The organism is Desulfonatronum lacustre DSM 10312 (assembly GCF_000519265.1).
Lineage (GTDB): Bacteria > Desulfobacterota > Desulfovibrionia > Desulfovibrionales > Desulfonatronaceae > Desulfonatronum > Desulfonatronum lacustre.
On the sequence record NZ_KI912608.1, the window covers coordinates 3,110,127 to 3,128,163 of the forward strand.

Annotated in this window: 15 protein-coding genes and 1 tRNA gene; 5 read left to right on the forward strand and 11 right to left on the reverse strand. The window is 61.9% G+C overall.

Annotated features, from left to right (window positions below):
* Positions 1–18 precede the first annotated feature (18 nt).
* Positions 19–522, reverse strand: a complete 504-nt coding sequence (locus tag DESLA_RS20735; RefSeq protein ID WP_156932984.1) for a hypothetical protein — start codon at positions 520–522, stop codon at positions 19–21.
* A gap of 150 nt (positions 523–672) precedes the next feature.
* Between DESLA_RS20735 and DESLA_RS0114675 the strand changes: the two genes are divergently transcribed.
* On the forward strand, positions 673–2,067 hold the full coding sequence (locus DESLA_RS0114675; RefSeq protein WP_028573046.1) for an RsmB/NOP family class I SAM-dependent RNA methyltransferase: 1,395 nt from the start codon (positions 673–675) through the stop codon (positions 2,065–2,067).
* On the opposite strand, the gene DESLA_RS20740 is transcribed toward DESLA_RS0114675, so the two are convergent.
* Together DESLA_RS20740 and DESLA_RS0114685 are read right to left on the reverse strand one after the other, a co-directional pair.
* Positions 2,056–3,891, reverse strand: a complete 1,836-nt coding sequence (locus DESLA_RS20740) for a chloride channel protein (RefSeq protein WP_051434721.1) — start codon at positions 3,889–3,891, stop codon at positions 2,056–2,058. The genes DESLA_RS0114675 and DESLA_RS20740 overlap by 12 nt on opposite strands.
* Before the next feature lie 184 nt (positions 3,892–4,075).
* Positions 4,076–5,038, reverse strand: a complete 963-nt coding sequence (locus DESLA_RS0114685) for a bifunctional riboflavin kinase/FAD synthetase (protein WP_028573047.1) — start codon at positions 5,036–5,038, stop codon at positions 4,076–4,078.
* 245 nt (positions 5,039–5,283) lie between these two features.
* Here DESLA_RS0114685 and DESLA_RS0114690 point away from each other — a divergent pair.
* Positions 5,284–5,370, forward strand: a tRNA-Leu gene (locus DESLA_RS0114690).
* An 83-nt stretch (positions 5,371–5,453) separates the two neighbouring features.
* Here the strand turns inward: DESLA_RS0114690 and DESLA_RS23005 are convergent.
* From DESLA_RS23005 to DESLA_RS0114730, 8 genes are all read right to left on the reverse strand, one after another.
* Positions 5,454–6,167, reverse strand: a complete 714-nt coding sequence (locus DESLA_RS23005; RefSeq protein ID WP_051434722.1) for a YkgJ family cysteine cluster protein — start codon at positions 6,165–6,167, stop codon at positions 5,454–5,456.
* Between the two features lie 245 nt (positions 6,168–6,412).
* A complete protein-coding gene (locus tag DESLA_RS0114700) occupies positions 6,413–9,139 on the reverse strand; it encodes a M16 family metallopeptidase (RefSeq protein ID WP_051434723.1) in 2,727 nt (908 codons plus the stop codon).
* A 146-nt stretch (positions 9,140–9,285) separates the two neighbouring features.
* The gene (locus DESLA_RS0114705; protein ID WP_028573049.1) at positions 9,286–9,576 is read right to left on the reverse strand and encodes a hypothetical protein; all 291 of its coding nucleotides are present in this window, start codon (positions 9,574–9,576) and stop codon (positions 9,286–9,288) included.
* 144 nt (positions 9,577–9,720) lie between these two features.
* Positions 9,721–10,209, reverse strand: a complete 489-nt coding sequence (locus DESLA_RS0114710) for a hypothetical protein (RefSeq protein ID WP_028573050.1) — start codon at positions 10,207–10,209, stop codon at positions 9,721–9,723.
* Entirely contained in the window at positions 10,206–10,697 is a 492-nt protein-coding gene (locus DESLA_RS0114715) for an EVE domain-containing protein (RefSeq protein WP_028573051.1), read from the reverse strand. The genes DESLA_RS0114710 and DESLA_RS0114715 overlap by 4 nt, the downstream gene beginning before the upstream one ends.
* 18 nt (positions 10,698–10,715) lie before the next feature.
* The gene (locus tag DESLA_RS20750) at positions 10,716–12,113 is read right to left on the reverse strand and encodes a DUF4139 domain-containing protein (protein WP_051434724.1); all 1,398 of its coding nucleotides are present in this window, start codon (positions 12,111–12,113) and stop codon (positions 10,716–10,718) included.
* A gap of 99 nt (positions 12,114–12,212) precedes the next feature.
* Positions 12,213–13,232 (reverse strand): type I glyceraldehyde-3-phosphate dehydrogenase, encoded by a 1,020-nt coding sequence (gap, locus tag DESLA_RS0114725; RefSeq protein WP_028573052.1) that lies wholly within the window; start codon positions 13,230–13,232, stop codon positions 12,213–12,215.
* A 78-nt stretch (positions 13,233–13,310) separates the two neighbouring features.
* A complete protein-coding gene (locus tag DESLA_RS0114730; RefSeq protein WP_028573053.1) occupies positions 13,311–13,871 on the reverse strand; it encodes a GAF domain-containing protein in 561 nt (186 codons plus the stop codon).
* Between the two features lie 335 nt (positions 13,872–14,206).
* On the opposite strand from DESLA_RS0114730, the gene DESLA_RS20755 reads away from it, so the two are divergent.
* The 3 genes from DESLA_RS20755 (at position 14,207) to DESLA_RS0114750 (ending at position 18,012) form a co-directional block, all read left to right on the forward strand.
* The gene (locus DESLA_RS20755) at positions 14,207–15,118 is read left to right on the forward strand and encodes a tetratricopeptide repeat protein (RefSeq protein WP_051434725.1); all 912 of its coding nucleotides are present in this window, start codon (positions 14,207–14,209) and stop codon (positions 15,116–15,118) included.
* A 162-nt stretch (positions 15,119–15,280) separates the two neighbouring features.
* Positions 15,281–17,443: a response regulator gene (locus DESLA_RS21925; protein WP_051434726.1), complete on the forward strand. Its 2,163-nt coding sequence runs from the start codon at positions 15,281–15,283 to the stop codon at positions 17,441–17,443.
* Positions 17,444–17,547: 104 nt separating this feature from the next.
* A complete protein-coding gene (locus tag DESLA_RS0114750) occupies positions 17,548–18,012 on the forward strand; it encodes a tRNA (cytidine(34)-2'-O)-methyltransferase (RefSeq protein WP_028573054.1) in 465 nt (154 codons plus the stop codon).
* Positions 18,013–18,037 lie beyond the last annotated feature (25 nt).

Genomic DNA, 18,037 nt, shown 5'->3' on the forward strand with positions numbered 1-18,037 from the left:
CATTGGCGGGGAGGGATATCATGTCGGGCTGGTCGCGTCGCGCAGGATCACGACGAGTTGTCCGGGACCGGGACGGCTCAGCGTGACCCGGGCGGAGTTGACGATGGTTTGGGCCAGGGTTTCCAGTTCCTCCGAAAGTCCGGGCCGGAAGGCGGAAGGTCGGCCTTCGGGAAGGTGCAGTCGGAGGTGATTTTCGACGTCGTCGCTGAACAAATCCGGTCCGATCCACATTTGCACGTCGCCGCGGGGTTGGGATACTAGCGAGAGATACAACAGCCACAACCCATGAATCCTATCCCGATCCGGTGTTCCGGGAGCCAGCAGCAATTCCAGCTTCGTGGACAGGTCGTCCACCACCGCGCCCAGTCTGGACTCCAGGGTGTCGAGTACAGCGGAACGTCGACTCGGCGGACAGTGCTCCAGGGCTTGGAACAGGGCTGCGAACAACGCGGCTGAAATATCCCGTGAACCATCTCCGGAAGCCGTTAGGTTCGAAAAGGTGAAAGGCGAGTCAAGAGACATGCCGGAAACGGGATCGGGCAAGGGCTCGGAGAATGGGGCGATCAACGGAAATGGTCCACTGTTGTTTGGAGAGTCGAAAAAATCATTTTAGACGCTTTCATTCACCAACGCAAATGATCATTTGCGTACATACGGGAGAGAACAGGCCGCATGCCGAGAAGTTTTCGCATCGTCTGCCGACCTGAGCACGTCGGGCTGGTGGAGGAACTGCTGCGGGCCGAAGGCCACGTCTTCGCCCAGGAGCCTTTTTCCCCTCTGGCACGCCGGCTGATGGAGGAACCGGCTCCGCTGGGAGCTTCCGCTGCCGCGGCTTTTGGTCTGATCTACATCCAGGACCGTTCCTCCATGCTCGCGCCGCTCTTGCTCCATCCGCCCCAAGGCGGCACTGCGCTGGACATGTGCGCCAGCCCGGGCAGCAAGACCGGTTTGTTGGCTCAACTTGTGGGCACCTCCGGCATGGTTCTGGCCAACGAGCCCAACCCGCGGCGGCTGGCGACGCTGCGCCAGAACTTGACGGCCCTGAACCTGATCCAGGTGGCCACCTGCGGCCGTCCCGGACAGGAATTGCCCTTGCCCGAAGCTTCGTTCACCCATATCCAGTTGGACCCTCCGTGCAGTGGATGGGGAACCGTGGAACGCAACCCCCGTGTTCTGGAAATGTGGCCGGAACACAAGCTCGGGCCGCTGGTCGCCCTGCAACGCGAGCTGTTGCGCAAGGCCGCCGCGCTGCTGGCTCCGGGCGGACGGCTGCTCTACTCCACCTGCACCACCAACCCGGGGGAGAACCGGGAGCAGGTCCGCTGGGCCGTGGAGCACCTCGGCCTGACGCCGGTCCCGCTGCATCCCCTGCCGGGCTTCGACCTGTCCCATGCCCTGTCCCATGCCCGGCCCGATGCCCCTTCAAGTGCTTTGGGCGAGGACGACGGCTGCCTGCACGTTCATACCGAGGCCGGCGAGGGACAGGGCTTTTTTTTCGCCGCCCTGACATGTTCCGAAGCCCGTTCCGCGGCTCCTCCGGCAAGCTTCGAAGGAGGGCGGCGGGAACGATCCGCTTCGCTGGAATCGGCCGGACGATCCCATGGTGGAAGGGGAAGGAAAAAGGACGACGCGTCCGGCACGGTGATCCGGCCCGGCGAGTTTCGCGGCTTGGAGGGCGTAGCCTGGGAGCATCTGCCTCCGGGAGAACTCCGGGACTTCAACGGTCGGGTGGTTTTTCTGCCGGAACGGACTTTGTCTCATGGCTTGGCCTTGCCGCCTTCCCTGGGGTGGCGGGGATTCGACCTGGGCCGGCTGACGGGCGGCACCTTGCGGCTCAACCCCCGGTTGCGGCTGCTGCTGCCGGAGTACCGGCCCGGTCATGGGGTGAACCTGGACGACGCGCGGGACCTGAAAAAACTGTTGCAAGGCCAGAGTCTGGATTTGCCCTCAGGAGCCGCGACCGGACTTTCTGGGTGGGCCGGGGGCCGGGTTGGGCTGTACTGGCGCGGTTTGCCCCTGGGCTGGGCCACGGTTAAGGGCGGGCGCTGTCTGTGGTCACCGAAGTGAACATCCACGGCGTTTTTCCTCCGGAATGGCCTGGGTATAGGCCTGAAAGACGTCCTCGCGGTTGATCAGGCCCAGTACGTGATGTGCGTCGTCTCCTGATTCGTCCCGGACCACGGGAATCTGGTCCACATCCGCCTGCACGAAGGCCATCAGGGCCGTATACAGAGAGTCCTCGGGCCGGAGCAGCACGGGTTTGCGGGCCACGTCCTTGACCACCAGCAGATCGCACAGATCCTGCTCATAAAGGATCGTTCGCACGTCCTGGATGGACAGGATGCCGGTGATGCGGTCGTCGCGGCCGCGCACCGGAAAGTTGAACTGGCTGGTGTTGGCGATGACGTCCATCAAGACCCTCCAGGTCGTTCCCTCCTCCAGAATGATCACCCGGCCGGGCCGGAAATGGTCCTGAACGCGCAGCTCCTCCAGGACGTTGATGGTGGCGTCCTCCCGGTGCGCGGGGGAGTCGAACTTGTTCTCGGCTTGGTGCTCGTAGAGCGAGACGTTGCGGTTGATCACCAGACACAGGGCCGAGGCCAGCATCAGCGGGGCCAGCAGGCCGTAGCTCTGGGTGATCTCGCAAACCATGATCAGCGGGCCCACCGCGGCGTTGGCCACTCCGGCGAAAAACGCGGCCATGCCCACCAGCACGTACCCTCCGGGCTGGGTGACCACGCCCGGGAGCAACAAGTGCCCGACCTGCCCGACCACCCCGCCGCACATCCCACCCACGAACAGGGCCGGGGCGAACATCCCGCCGCTCATGCCCGAGCCCAGGGTGATGGACGTGGCCAGAGTCTTGCCGAGAAATACGGCCAGCATCACCACCAGGGACAGCTGGCCCAGCACGGCCATTTCCAGCCAGCCGTAGCCGTCGCTGAGCACGGGCGGAAAGGCGACCCCCAGCATGCCCACCAGCAGCCCGCCCAGCCCCATGGACCAGACCAGTCCGGCGCGTTGCCGGATATGCTCGAAGACAGTGCGCTTGATGAAGAAAAACGTCGAGAGGTAGGCCCGTCCGGCCAGGGCGCAGACCAGGGCCAGGACGATGTAAAAGGGCAGTTCCTGAGCGCTCTGGAAGCGGAAGTCCGGAGTTTCCAGCATGGGTACGGCGCCGAAGAACAGGGTGAACAGGGAGTAGGCCGTGACCGAGGAGATCAGAGCCGGCAGGATGGCCTCAGCCTCGAAGTCTTCCCGGTAGAGGACCTCCACAGCGGTGATCGCCCCGCCCAAGGGGGCCCGAAAAACCGCGCCCAGCCCGCCGGCGGCCCCGGAAAGCAGTAGAATCCGCCGTTCCTTGACGCTCAAGCCGAGGCGATCGGCCAGCAGGGAACCGAAACAGCCTCCGAGTTGGGCCATGGGGCCTTCCCGTCCGGCGCTGCCCCCGCTGGCGATGGTCAGCACCGCGGTGGCGCTTTTGATCAGGGTTGTGCGCACGGGCATGTGGCCGTCCTGGCGGTGGAACGCCTTGATCATGGCGTCCGTGCCGTCCGTGCCGCCGGACATGGGTTCGGAAATCCAGCGGCTGACCAGGATTCCGGTCAGTACGCCCACGGATGCGGTGAGAATGGGGACCAGCCAGGGGCGATACGTTCCCGGTTCGCCGTGAAAAAGGACCTCCCCCGAGGGCAAAGGCAGGTCCAGGCCTGCCAGGTACACCAAAAAAAAGTGGCGCAGCCCCTCCAGGCTGACGAAAAACACCACCGCCGCCAACCCGGAGAGCAGCCCGGCCAGCAGGCCCAGCAACACCCACCGGGCCGACCCGCCCCGACCCGCGGCATGGAGGAAGCGGGTCCATTTCCGAATGTGCGGTTCAGGAACAGACATGGGCCGGCGAGTCAGCTAATGAAAAGTCTTTGTTCGACAGTTCGTTCAAAAATCCCAAGTGCAAGGAGCAAGAAAAGCTCAAGGTCGAAGCGTATTTCTTCATACGTGAGAGTTTGAATTTTTGCGGCGACGCGGCAATTGGAGGTTTTTCAACGGACTGCCAGACGCACTGCCAGACGCACTGTCAGACGCACTGCCTGGCTTCCACCAGATGCGCCTCCGGGGAGTCGAGAATGCGGCGGGCCAAGACAATGTCTTCGCGAATTCGGGCCATCAGTGCGTCAAGGTTCGGAAATTTTTGTTCGCTGCGCAGCCGCTGAACGAAGTGGACGCGAACGTCGCGGTCGTAGATGTCCTGGTCGAAATCCAGGATGTGCACCTCCACGGAGAGCACGTCGTTTCCAAAGGTGGGGTTGTAGCCGATGTTGGCCACGGCCGGATATGTCCGACACTCGGATTCGGCCCAGACCGCGTAGACTCCGGTCTTGGGGAACAGTTCGTCGCGCAGTTGCAGGTTGGCCGTGGGAAAGCCCAGCAGACGGCCCCCCCGGTTACGCCCGGAAACCACCTTGCCCTCCACCCGGTAGAACCGGCCCAGCAAAGGTCGGACCTCCCAGATCAGTCCGGCCTGGACCATGTCCCGGATCCGCGACGAACTGACCACCGCGTCGTCGATCAACACCGGCCCGATTTGCTCCACGGCAAACCCGTGCCGCGCCCCGAGTTCCCGGAGCATGGCATAGTCGCCCTTGCGGTTGCGCCCAAAGGCGTAATCGTACCCGATGACCATCTCCCGCATGCCCAGACCCTCCAGAAGATAGGTCCGCACGAACTCCTCGGGTTCCAGTTTGGCCATGTCCTTGGTGAAGGCAATGCAAAAGGCGTAGTCGAGCCGTAGGGATGCGATGGACTCCAGCTTTTGGTGCGGCAAGGTGATGAACGGGGGCGTCCGTGATCCGCTCAGAACCCGCAGTGGGTGCGGTTCAAAGGTGACCGCGACGCTGGGAAGACCGAGGGAAGCGGCTTTTTGGCGCGTCCGGCACAACAATTTCTGGTGGCCCATGTGGACCCCGTCGAAATTGCCGATGGTGACGCAGGATTGAGAAACGGTTTGGCGGGCTTCTTCCAGGGTGCGCAAGACCTGCATGAGGATGGGGTTCTCCTACCGGATAGGTATGTCGTTCGCCGTCTCCCGAAACCCGAAATCGGAAGACTTCGCGAAACGGCGAAACCTGTATCCATACCGGAAACCCTCGCGTCCTTCAACCATGTGACGATGCCCGTCCCGGGCGGACCGGTCACGACCGACACGGCGGCACTGGAAAAAAATAAATTTTCTTGCACTGACCCCTTGCCAACCGAAGCCGATGCGAGTAGACACCTCTCCTTCGGGCCGAAGTGGTGGAATTGGTAGACACGCTAGGTTCAGGGTCTAGTGGGGGTTTCCCCGTGGGAGTTCGACTCTCCCCTTCGGCACCACGAATTTTAAAGGGATTCAAGCTGTAACGGCTTGGATCCCTTTTTTTATGCCTGAGCGCCTTTTTTTGTCGTACGATTTTGCTTCAAACCATATCTTTCTTTGAATGGTCTCCATTCCTCGCCAACCATCGCCGCAGACCATGGATCACCTCGGGCAAGGGGCGGCCCAGGAGGAAAGGAAGGTGGTCCGGAGGGATTCCAGCTTTTGCCTGGAGCAGGTCGCGCAGTGCGGCGTCGTAGGCCGCGGCTTGGCGGAGGAGGTCGGCGGATTCCGGGGTGGGGGCTTGGAGGTGGCGGAGCAGGTCGGCGACGGAGCAGTGGGTTTCGTGGTCCCGGACCAGTTCGGCCAGGGCGTTGTCCGGACCCAGGATATCCAGCCTGGACAGGCGCGGCGTCGCGGCGGCCTCGGCCAGCCCGGCGGTGTCCCAGCACTTCAGGGCCGCGCACTCCTGGGGTTTGTTTTCGTGGATGGCGCAGCGGCCAGAAGCCCATTCGGACGCTTGGGCGGCGGGAGAGGGATCGGGCAGGTAGAATCGACAGCCCGGCTCACTTTTTGCCGAGCTGTCCACCGCGGACTCTTTCGAGCGCACCTTGACGCATTCCGCGTCCAGCAGGACGACCTGGCCCTTGACCTGGTCGTGAACCGGTTCGCCCACGCGCAGGGTGTAGAGAGCCTCCCGAAGGATGATCGTGTCGCGCAGCAGCGGAAGGTCCGCGTGATGCAGGGCCGGGCCGCCCTTGCGGCAGCAGGTTCCGCATCGTCGGCAGTGGTTTGGCGGGTCCGGGCGTTGCGACATGGTGGGGCGTTCCGTCCGCGCTGGTTCAGGAATCAGGGCAATGAAAGCGGTTGATTTCACTTTGCTTTCAACATGACCTTATCAGGTCAGCCTGGCGTTGGAACCAGGATCGAAATCGGTATCGAAATCGAGGCTTACAGTAACTTCACGCAATGTCGACGATTGCGATTGCGATTTCGATTTCGGCCTGAAGCATGCCCAGCTTATTGGGTCATTTTGAGCGCAATACACAGTAAAGAGCCGGGCTATGGCCGGACCTTGATCAGGTAGGCCTGGTCCCATTGCAGATACTCCCGGACCAGGGCGGCGAGGTCGTGGGGGGTTGTTTGTCTGGCTTGCTCGATCATGTCCTGGGAATGGTCCAGGGTGAATCCTCGGGACAGGTTCTCAGCCGCTTCGTGGGCCCTGGCGATCAGCCGTTGCCGACTGCGCTGGTAGTCCCCCCAGAGCAGGTTTTTGGCCCGGTCCAGATCCGTTTCCGGGAGGCCCCGGTCGATCAGATCGCGGACCACGTCCTGAAAGCCTTGAACCGCGGCCTCCTCGTTGTCCGGGGAGGTTCCGATGTAGAAGGCCAGAAAACCGGCCAGGGTCTCCTGCCAGAGCAGGGCGGTTACGGAATAGGCCAGGCCGCGGACGTCGCGCAGCTCGCGAAAGAGCATCCCGGATTGTCCGGCCAGGACTTCCCTCAGCAGATTCAAGCCCGGGGTCTGTTCGCTGCCCAGGCCCGGCAGGGGAAAGACCACCAGGATGTGGGTCTGGTTGCGGTCCTTGAGCTGAAGCGACAGCTTCCGCTCTTCGCTCCAGCGCGGATACCGGGGCGTGGGGGCGGCCATGACGTCTCCACGGGCCAGGTTCCCGGCCATGGTCAGCAGGGCGTCGCGGTCCAGGTTCCCGCAGGCGGCCAGGACCCAAGGGCGATCTTTCTGGCGTTCCCAGAAGGAGAGGACGTGTTCCCGGGAAAATCCCGTCACCGCGTCCGTGCCGCCGGAGCGCTGGTAGCCGTAAGGGTGTTCGGAAAACAAAAACGGGAAGGTGTGGCGCAGGGCCAAACCCACCGGACTGTCCTCGGCCCGGACGATGGCCGCGCACTGCTCCTGCTTGGCCCGGGCCAATTCCTCGGGCAGCCAGGCCGGTTCCTGGACCAGTTCTTCGAAAAAGGTCAGCATTTCCGGACGGAATCGGGCCGGGAAATGGACGTTCAGGTAGAGTTGTTCCAAACCGGCCCCGGCCGCCACCCGGGCCGCCCTGTCGGCCAGAAAGTCCTGGACCTGCACGGCGTTTTTGGAACGCGTCCCCTTGGTCCAGACTCGGGCGGTCAGCTCGGACAAGCCCTGGTCCGAGGGGGGCAGCAGCAGATCGCCGCCGTTCCAGCACATGGTCAGGGCCGTGTAAGGCAAGGATGTGTCGGGCAGCAGGACCACTGTCCGGCCGGGGGCCAGATGGATGATCTCCGGCTGGTGACGACCGACGAGGGGCGCGGTGGCGACCGCGGTGGTCCGGGAAGGCCATTTTCGGGTCAGCGTGTCGCGCAGATCCTCTTCCGCCGGGGTCTCGGGAGTCGGCGTGAAGATGGAGCAGACCAGCCTTTCAGGACGGACATGGACGCGGATCACGTCCCGCAACTGTTCCGCGTCCATGGTTTTAATCATGTGCAGGTAGACCTGCTCGGCCTCGAAGGAATGTTCGTGGAACTGGAAATAGCCAAGTTTGGAGGCCATGCCGGAAAAGGTTTCCTTGGCCTGAAACAAACCGTCTTCCATGTTCAGCTTGGCCCGGTTCAGGGCTTCCGGACTGAAAGCTTCCGGGGTCAGATCAGCCAGCATGTTCATCAGGCCGGTCCACAGGGCTTGGATATTGGCCGGGTCCAGTTGGGCCTGAATGGAAAGCATTCCGGCCTGGTCCAGGCTGGTGGCCGAAGCGGAGATGGTGTCCACCAGTCCCTGCTCGTACTTGAATTCGCGGTACAGCAGGGAGGTTCGGTCCCCGCCCAGCATGTGGGCCAGCACATCCAGCCCCACGCTGTGCACGTCCCGCAGACCGGGAATGGGCAGGGCCAGGAAAAAATGGGCTTTTTGCCAGGGGCCTTGGTGGATGGCGATATGCGGGGCCGGGCCGCCTGAAACGCAATCGCCTGAAACGCCTTTGGCAACATTTGGGGCAACGTTTTTTGCATCACCTTGGGCACCACCTTGGGCGCCATTTGGGGCGGAGAGGAGTGCAGCCGGACAGTGGACGGAATGCCGGTCACCGTGGTTGGTCAGCCGGCCGAAAAGCTCACGGGCCTGTTCCAGGACCTTTTCGGGCCGTACGTCGCCGCACAAGACCAGGACCATGTTTCCTGGCTGGTAGCGGGACCGGACATAGGCCGCGAGGTCGTCCCGGGTGATGGAGCGAACCGTTTCCGGAACGCCGATGATCGGTCGGGCATAGGGCGTCCCGGCCCAGATGCGCTCCTGCACGGACTTGAAGATCCGGCGGTGCGGATCGTCGTCGCCCTGATCCATCTCGGCCAAAATGACTTGGCGCTCGGACTCCAGTTCTTCGGGGTCGAAGGAGGCGTTGAAGATCATGTCCTGGATCACGTCCAGCCCCATGGCCCAGTGCTCCGCGGGCAGATCCACGATATACATGGTGGCGTCGAACCCCGTGGCCGCGTTCAGCTCGCCCCCCAGAGACTCGATGTCCGCGGCGGCCTGGCCCTGGACCCGGCGAGGCGTCCCCTTGAAGACCATGTGTTCAAGCAGATGGCTGATCCCGGCCTGCTTCTGGGCTTCGTGGACCGAGCCGGCCCGGACGAACAGCCGGATCGAGACCAGGGGGAACCGGTCGTCTTCGTGAACGAGCACGGTCAGACCGTTGGCCAGGACGTGGACCTGGGTTCCCGGTGAAGCCGGAAGCGGCGCAGCGACGGGGGCTTGGAGAGGGAACGTGGAGCGGGAAGAACGATCGATGGGAGAAGGGCTGTTCGCCATGGGCTGGACTCGATGCGTGGTAATGGTGAAAAAAGAGTGATGGCCGGTTGAATCAAAAAGAGGCACGGACGCGGATCGTCCGTGCCTCTTTTCGCGAAGACGTGCAGGCAGTTATCCTCGATAAGGGGATGACTGCTATTTATGTATCAGGCCTTGCAGGGTCCGCCCTTGCACTGGCAGGCTTCTCCGCCCTGGCAGTAGACGCGAATGAAATCCGCGACATGTACGCCCAGGTGGATGCATTCGACGCCCTGAAGACATTTTTCGGCGTCTTCTTGTTCGATGTGGGTCTTTTGTTCGGTGCCGTCTTTTTTCAGGGAGACCACCCAGGCCTTTTTGGCCTCGTCGAACGTCGTGGTCATGGTCACGCCGTATTTTTCCAACTCAGGGTAGAATCCTGAAATTTTGGCCAACAATTCCTTGGAATCAGCGTTCATAAGACCTCCTTGCGATGAGGGTTCGATGTTCGTGCATGATGCCTTTTGGTCGAGACTTCAAAAAATGAACAATCAATTATTACTTTTTTAGCATGGGGGATGGTTTCAGGCAAGATAAATTCCGGGCTGAAAAGCTTGCGTGCGTTACGGCTGAGCGCAGCCCATGGGTTCGGTGATAGGACGCGGCGATTGCTGGAGCGTGTTTTCGCTCAGAGCGGCAAAGGCCGGTTGGTTGATGATCATGTAGGTGTAGATCGGGCTGACTTCGGCGTAGGCCTCGGGAGAAAGGCGTTCTTCCAACAATTGCATCCAGGTGTCCAACTGGGCCGGCCAGTAGGTGAGCCGGAAGCCGTGGGAGCGGTAGGCCTGGAAGACCCAGAGCACGGTATCCACGAGGGTTCTGGGGTCGTAGAGCCAGAGCAGGGAGGTCATGAACCGGGCGTGGTTGCGGTGGTTGTCCTCCATCATGGCCATGTTGTTCGTGCCGATCAGGGTGGTGATGTCCGCACGGGCGGACATGCGTTGATTCAGTTCCGCGGCCAGGGCCGGGGCCTGGGTTTCGAACTCACGGGCCGTTTGCCGGCCGGGGGGCGTGATGCGCCCGGCGCGTTCGATCAGTTCTTCGCGGGTCATGGGTTTTCCTCCGTTGCTTCGTCGGCCAGACGCAGAATGGTCGTGAACTGGGACTCGGTCACGGGCTGGACCGAAAGGCGACTGCCCTTGCGCAGCAGTTCCATGCCGGCCAGGTCGGCCACGGTGCGCAGCAGGGGCAGGGGCAAGGGATGGGGGAATTTACGGACCAGCCGGATGTCCACCATGTCCCAGACCGGCTTGTCCGGGGTGGATCTGGGATCGAAGTGGTTGCTTTGCGGATCCCAGGCCGTGTGGTCCGGATAGGCCTCGCGGACGATCTCGGCCAGGCCGACCACCGAGGGGTTGGTCTGGCTGTGGTAGTACAGGGCCTGGTCCCCGACGCGCATCTCGCGCATCAGGTTCCGGGCCTGGTAATTGCGCACTCCGTCCCAGAAGGTGGTCTGGTCCGGGGCCGCGGCCAGGTCGTTGATGGAAAAGCAGTTGGGTTCGCTTTTCAGGAGCCAGTGTCTGGGTTTGGTGTCGGGCATGGGCGTCTCGCTGGCGGATCAGGTCCGGGTTTCCACGGTATAGGTCAGCAAAAGCTGATCCTGCTCGCTGGAGGGCGGGACGTCCAGGGTGAAGCGGACGCGGCGGGCGTCCAGGCGTTCGTGGTCGTGGCTGGAGGAGGTGATCCGCCAGTCGCCGAACAGGGTGTCCTCCAGCAGGAGCTGCTGCGGCTCGTCCTTGCTGTTCCGGACCCGGATTTCCCAGGTGTAGCGGACCACGTTGCGGCCAAGCTGCTCATGGGCGGTCATGGTCCGCTCCACGTTCACGTCAAAGGCCTGGCCCATGCGCAGTTCCACGTCCGCGTCCCGGGGCGTGTGGTCGATGCGGTCCTCGCCGATGAACAGGGTGCTGCCGTCCCGGCTTTCCTGATAGGCCCGGACGATCCCCTTGGGCAAAGGCAGACCCAGCCCGTTGGCCTCGGCGTTCTTGAAGGTCAACAACACGTCCACGCCCTGCTTGATGGTCCCCTGGCCCGGATTGGGATAACCGCCGAACCGGGCGACCAGCTTTTTGTTCAGACTCATTTCCGGAGCCTGCAGCAGGCTGACCTGCTTGGTCTGGCGGTTGGCGATGTCCACCGGACGGGGCAGGCTGTAGAGATGGTACTCGAAGAATTCCTCCTGCTGCATCTGTTCCGCGGCCATGGGAGCGGCCATGACCATGTCCCGGCGCAGCGCCCTGGGCTCCGGGCGGACCACGTTCACTTCTCCGGCCACCAGCTTTAGGGCGGCCTGATCAAAAGCCATGCCCGACTGGTTGTCCAGGGTCACCCAGCCGGACAGCGCGGCCCGTTGGTTGTCGCGGTCCACCTTGAGCACGTAGTCGGCCCGCCAGTTCATGCCTCCGGCCAAATAGGAAACGTCGAGACGCTGCCGGGGCGGTCCGTCGTTGCGCACCAGCCAGACCAGGGTCGGTCGCGGACGCAGCCCGGCGGGCATTTCGGCCAGATACACGGCATCATGGTTGCCGACGAAGATCTGGTCGTCCACCTGGAAGATGGGCCGGTCGTTGTTGGCCAAGAGCACGGCCTCCCGGAGCACCGTGGCCTTGCGGTCATGCGGGTCGGGCAACACGACCTTCAGCGTCTTGCCCACGTAGCGGTCCAGCAGGCTCTGCACGCTGATCAGGTCGTACTCGTAGTTCATGTCCAGGACGACGAAGGCTTCGGGCGCGGTCAGGGAACGGACTTGCAAGGTGGGGGCCTCGATGGTCTCGGCCACCCCGCTGAACTCCACCAACCCGGAGCCCGAGGGCAGCTCCACCTCCCGAACCTCGTTGATCAGGGCTTGCCCGTGGTTGTAGATCGTGACGGTCAGGGCCGCGGTCTCCTCGGCCCAGGACGTCCGGCCGAGGAGGATGCAGCACAAGAAGAGGGAAATGGTGATCAGGGTTTTCATGGCGAACCTCTTTGCTTGAAATTGCCTTCGCGCTTTCGCGTCTTCCTTATTCCATTTTTGTTCAATAGCTGCATCATCAGATCAACAAGGCTATTCAAATTATAAACCTTTCTCAGCCATATACGTCACCAAGTCCCCAACTCGGCAGGAATAGCCCCACTCGTTGTCGTACCAGGAGTAGATCTTGGCCATGTTGCCGGACTGGACCATGGTGAAGTCCGCTTCCACGATGGACGAGCGCGGATCGCCGATAAAGTCCGAGGAGACCAGAGGGGATTCGGAGTAGCCGAGGATGCCTTTCAGGGGGCCTTCGGCCGCGGCCTTGAGCAGGGCCCGCAGGTCCTCGGTGGTGGTGTCCTTATTCAGTTCACAGACAAAGTCCACCAGAGAGACCGTGGGGGTGGGCACGCGGACCGAATAGCCGGAGAACTTGCCGGCCATTTCCGGGATGACCAGGGCCACGGCCTTGGCTGCGCCGGTGGAGGTGGGGATCATGTTGCAGGCCGCGGCCCGGGCCCGGCGCAGGTCCGAGTGGGGCAGGTCAAGGATGCGCTGGTCGTTGGTGTAGGCATGGATGGTGGTCATGGTGCCCTTGTTGATGCCGTACTTCTCGTGCACGACCTTGACCACGGGGGCCAGGCAGTTGGTGGTGCAGGAGGCGTTGGAGATGATGTGGTGTTTGGCCGGGTCGTAGGCGGCCTCGTTCACGCCCATGACAATGGTGATGTCCTCTTCCTTGGCCGGCGCGGAGATGATCACCTTCTTGGCTCCGGCCTCGATGTGCATGGCCGCCTTGGGGCCGGTGCGAAAAATGCCCGTGCACTCCACCACCACGTCCACCTTGCGCGAGGCCCAGGGAATCAGCCGGGGATCGCGTTCGGCGAAGTTGGTCACCTGGAAGTCGTCGCCCACCAGCATGGTGTCCCCGTCAACGCGGATTTCCGGCTCGAAGCGTCCGTAGCTGGTATCGTGGGCCACGAGGTGGGCGTTGGTCTTGATGTCGAACAGGTCGTTCACCGCTACGACCTCGATGACGTCGCGATGATACGTCCACATGGATTTGAGAACCTGCCGCCCGATGCGGCCGAAGCCGTTGATGCCGACACGTATTTTGCTCATGCGTTCCTCCGAACGGATGTCGAGTTGCTGGGTTGGGGAATAACGAGGAAGGGCAATTGGGAGTTTTTCAATGGACTATCAGTCCTCGAAGACCTGGTAGATGTAATCGTTGGCCAGTTCGCTGGCCCGCTTCAGAGCGTGAAACATCCGGGCATTTTCCAGAGCGATGCCGCAGAGGTTGGCAATGCAACTCAAGAACTCCAACTCTTCGTCGGAGAATTGACGGGTTTCCCCGGCGTAGACCCGAAGGACGCCGATGACCTTGTTGCCCTGGGCGGTGAGCGGCACCACCACGATGGAGACCAACCCTTCCTCGGAGGCCTGTTGGGGGTACTGGAAGCGAGGATCGGTCCGTACGTCGGCGATGTACACGGCATTTCCGGCCAGGGCTTCCTGGTCCAGCTTGCTCTTGGCCACCTCCACGGGGCCTTTTTGGGCGTAGCGCTCGCTCAGTCCGTAATAGGCGTCCGGCTTGAGGATATCCCCGGTCCTGTTCAACAGACGGATGAAGCACCCCTTGGCGTTCATGGTCGTGGCGACCTGTTCGACGATCTGGTTGAGGACCACCTTGGGTTCCAACGACGAGTTGACGACCTTGGCGATCTTGTAAATGGTCTTGTAAAATGCTTGTGGTTCCATAGCTGTTCCTGCCTTTGCTGAATTGTCCACGTGCATGCGACCGGGCCACATCGGCGCTGGCGTCCCGCTCGCGGCCTCTTTTCGCTCATCACGCTTGGCCACGTTTGGCCACAACAGGCGTCCGGTCCGGAAGTTACGTTTTTTTGTCTTCAAAGGGGACGATTTTCTTAAACTAGTCCAGGCGTTTTTGCATTGCAAGGGGATGGAAAATGAGAGGCTTCGAGACAAAAAGACCGGCGTGAACGTGGCTGTACGGCGAGGCCTGATTGCCGGATGATCCGGGATTATGTAGATGCTTCACATTACCGACAACAACCTGTTTCATGGAGTGAGTCATGTTTCCGCGCACGATCCCGTCCACGGCTTTGATTTCTTGCCTGACCCTGGCGTGTTGCCTTCTTCTCGTCCTCCTTGCCCCTCTTCGCGCGGACGAAAGCGCCACGTTCCGGGATCTGGAACGAATTCAAGAGCGAGCCTTGGCCGGTGACGTGGAGTACCAGCATCGATTGGGATTGATTTACGGGGAAGGCCGGGGGGTGCCGCGGGATCCGGAATCGGCGTTTTACTGGTTCAGCAAGGCCGCGGACCAGGGTCATCTGGAGTCCCAGGTGAACCTGGGGGCCATGTACGCCATGGGGGTCGGGGTGGAGCGCAATTCCATGCACGCGGCCCATTGGTACAGGACAGCCGCGGAACGCGGCCATCCGGAGGCCCAGAACAATCTGGCCATTCTTTTCGAGGAAGGACTGGGCTTTGCCGTGGACAAGGATCAGGCCGCGCTGTGGTATGGCCGGGCCGCGAAACAGGGCTATCCTGAAGCCCAGTACAATCTGGCCCAGTTGTACCTGGAGGGCGACGGCGTGGACCGTGACCCCCGGGCCGCTCTGTATCTGCTCATGGCCGCCGCGGAAAGCGGCTACGTCCCGGCTCAGTACCATGCCGGGTATCTCCTGGAACACGGCGACGGCGTGGAACAGAATCCGCGCCTGGCCGCGGCCTTCTACATGATGGCCGCGGAACAGGGGTCGCCTCTGGCCCAGCTCAATCTGGGGCTGATGTATCTCACCGGTCAGGGGGTCTCCCAGGAAAACGTCCTGGCCTACAAATGGTTCGTGCTGGCCTTGTTCCAGGGCCTTGAACAGGCCGCTGAAGCCATGCACCTGGCTGAACTGCAAATGACCCCCGGCCAGATCGTCGAAGCTCGCCGCCAGGCCGAGCAGTGGGTGCTCCAGAAACGGGCCGAGTGATGCTCTCCGGCCTTTTCGTCGAAAATATATCCTTTGTATGGAGACTGATCCTTTTGACCAAGGATGCATTAAGAATTTGCTGCCAATCGCCCCGCATCAACCTTGAGCCGTGGCGTGAACCCTGAACCATGAACCCGCGAAGTCTTTGAAGGAGGGGTGCGCATGGAGAACAGTTTTGAAGACCGGATGAAACTCCTGCGGGAGCAGGCCGAAGCCCGGTTGGCCGAGACCGACAGGATTGATGGCGACCTCACCCCGGACGAGATCAAGACGTTGCTCCACGGCTACCAAGTGTATCAGATCGAGCTGGAACTGAAAAACGAAGCGTTGCGAGCGACCCAGACCCAGTTGGAGATGACCCGAAATCGGTTCGCGGGATTATTCAACGATGCGCCGATGGGGTACCTGGTCCTGGACGAACATGGAGTGATCGATCAGGCCAACGAGACCTTCGCGGCCATGGTCGGGCGGTCTCCGCACCAAATTCGTGGCAGGGCTCTGGCGGATTTTTTGGTCAGTGCGGATCGTCCGGTCCTGGATGGACGATTTGACGGGTTCTTCAAACACCCCGAAGGCAAGCGGCTGGACCTGACCCTGTGCGGGGTCGATGGGGAGATGAGCGTACGCTGCTTCGGACGGCTAGAGCGAGAGTACCATGTCCGGCCGGATCTGGACGGTCGCCGGCAATTGTTGCTGGTGGTCAGCGACGTCACCGATCAGGTCCGGGCCGAGGAGGCTTCCCGTGAGAGCAGGGCCTTCTTGAACATGCTCCTGCAAACCGTCCCCATTCCGGTGTTCTACAAGGATAAAAACGGCCGCTACCAGGGCGCGAACAGGGCGTTCGAAGAACTTTTCGGCCAGGATATGACCCGCCTGGAGGTTGTTTTGGGCGATAATCCGTCCAGGATGGACAAATCCGCTCAGGTCAATCCCGCTGAATTGCTTGCCGGGCCCGTGTCCCAGGTTTTCCAGTCCCAGATCGTGGACGTGTCGGGCGAGGTCCGGGACGTGGTTTTTCATCAGGCTTCCCTGACGGACAAGCATGGTCGGGTCAACGGGCTGGTCGGCGCTGTGCTGGACATCACGGACCTGAAGCGGGCCGAACAGACCCAGGCTCAAGCCAGAAAATCCGCCGAAACGGCCTATCTTGCCAGAACCGAGCTTCTGACCGCCATGCGCCACGGCCTGCATACGCCGCTTCATGGCATCATGGGCATGCTCCAGTATTTGCTGACCACAACACTGGACCGGGAACAGCGCGAATTCGTGGCCAAGTCCATCGCTTCCTGCGATGAGTTGGCCCGCTTGCTCAAGGACCTCCTGGACGTGGCCGCCATGGAGGCCGACCAGGTGGAACCGCGGGGCGTGGAGTTTCGCGTGGACGAACTCTGCGTCTCCCTGGCTGAAATGTATGCTGGTCTGGCACGGGAAAAAGGGCTGAATCTGGAGTGCTTCGTGGACCAGTCCATGCCTGCCCGGCTGGTGGGCGATGAGGCCCGTGTGCGCCAGATTTTGTCCAATCTGGTGAGCAATGCCCTGAAGTTCACCGAACAGGGCGGGGTCCGGGTGGACATGGCCAATCTCTCCCCAGGGGACCACGGAGCGGTGCTGGTGCATTTCTCCGTGAGCGACACCGGCATCGGTATTTCCGATGAACAGCAGTTGACCCTGTTCGCGCCCGTGGTCCGGGGCGACGCCCTGTATGTTCATGGGCGTCCGGGGCTGGGATTGACCATTGTGCGGCGACTGGTGAAGTTGATGGGGGGCGACGTCTCCATGGAAAGCACGTTTGGCCAGGGTACGACCATGAACGTCTCCATCCCCTTCAAATTGCCGCAAGACCTCGCCTCGACCGCCTTTCTGACTGACGCCGACCGCTGGAAAACCGGGAAAGGGTTGCGCATCCTTGTTTGCGAGGACAACGCCTACAACGCTTTGCCCTTGCGGATGTTTCTGGAGAAGGCCGGCCATGAGGTGACCCTTGTGGACAATGGCCAGGAAGCGCTTGAGAAACTTGACGCTCAGGGGTTCGACTGCATCCTGATGGATATTCAATTGCCGGTGATGGACGGACTGGAGGCGACCAAAAAGATCCGCGCGTCCACCAGCAACAGTGCAAAGAAAAGCATCCCGATCATCGCCATGACCGCCATCGACAAGCGCGGTGAGCGGGAGAAATGCCTGCAAGCCGGCATGAACGCGTATCTGGAGAAACCGGTGCGCATGGCCGACCTGCAGCGGGAACTGGAGAACATCAAACCCCGGGCGACCAGCCTTGGGGCCAAAAGAAGTGCAGGCTCGACTCACGAGGAAAGCGGCCCATGACTGATGCTGGAACGGGCTCCCCGCCCTCACTGTACGTGACCATCGGCACGTCGGCCGATGGTGACCTGGCAAACACGATCCGAACCGTCCTGGACGGGGATTAGATGCGCATCGTCCTTTTTGAGCCGGAAATCCCGCCGAACACCGGCAACATCGCCCGGCTTTGCGCGGCCACGCAAACCCCGCTGCACCTCGTCGAACCGTTGGGGTTCTCCATTGAGGACAAATATTTACGTCGGGCCGGGCTGGACTATTGGGAACACGTTCAGGTCCGGACGTGGCCGGACTGGGCCGCGTTTCTCCAGGGCAAAGGCCCGGGGCGGCTGGTGTTCACCAGTGCGCGGAGAGGCGAAGCGCACCACTGCTTCGCGTTTCAGCCGGACGACTATCTGGTCTTCGGCCCGGAAACCAGGGGGCTGCCCGATGAACTGCTGGCGGACGACGCTCTTTGCGTGCGGATTCCCATCTGGGGCCGGGTGCGCAGCCTGAATCTCTCCACCTGCGCAGGCATCGTGCTCTATGAGGCTTTGCGTCAAACCGGGATGTTGCCGGAAGCGTCTGATCAGTGAAGGCAAGTCCAGTTATTGGAATCAA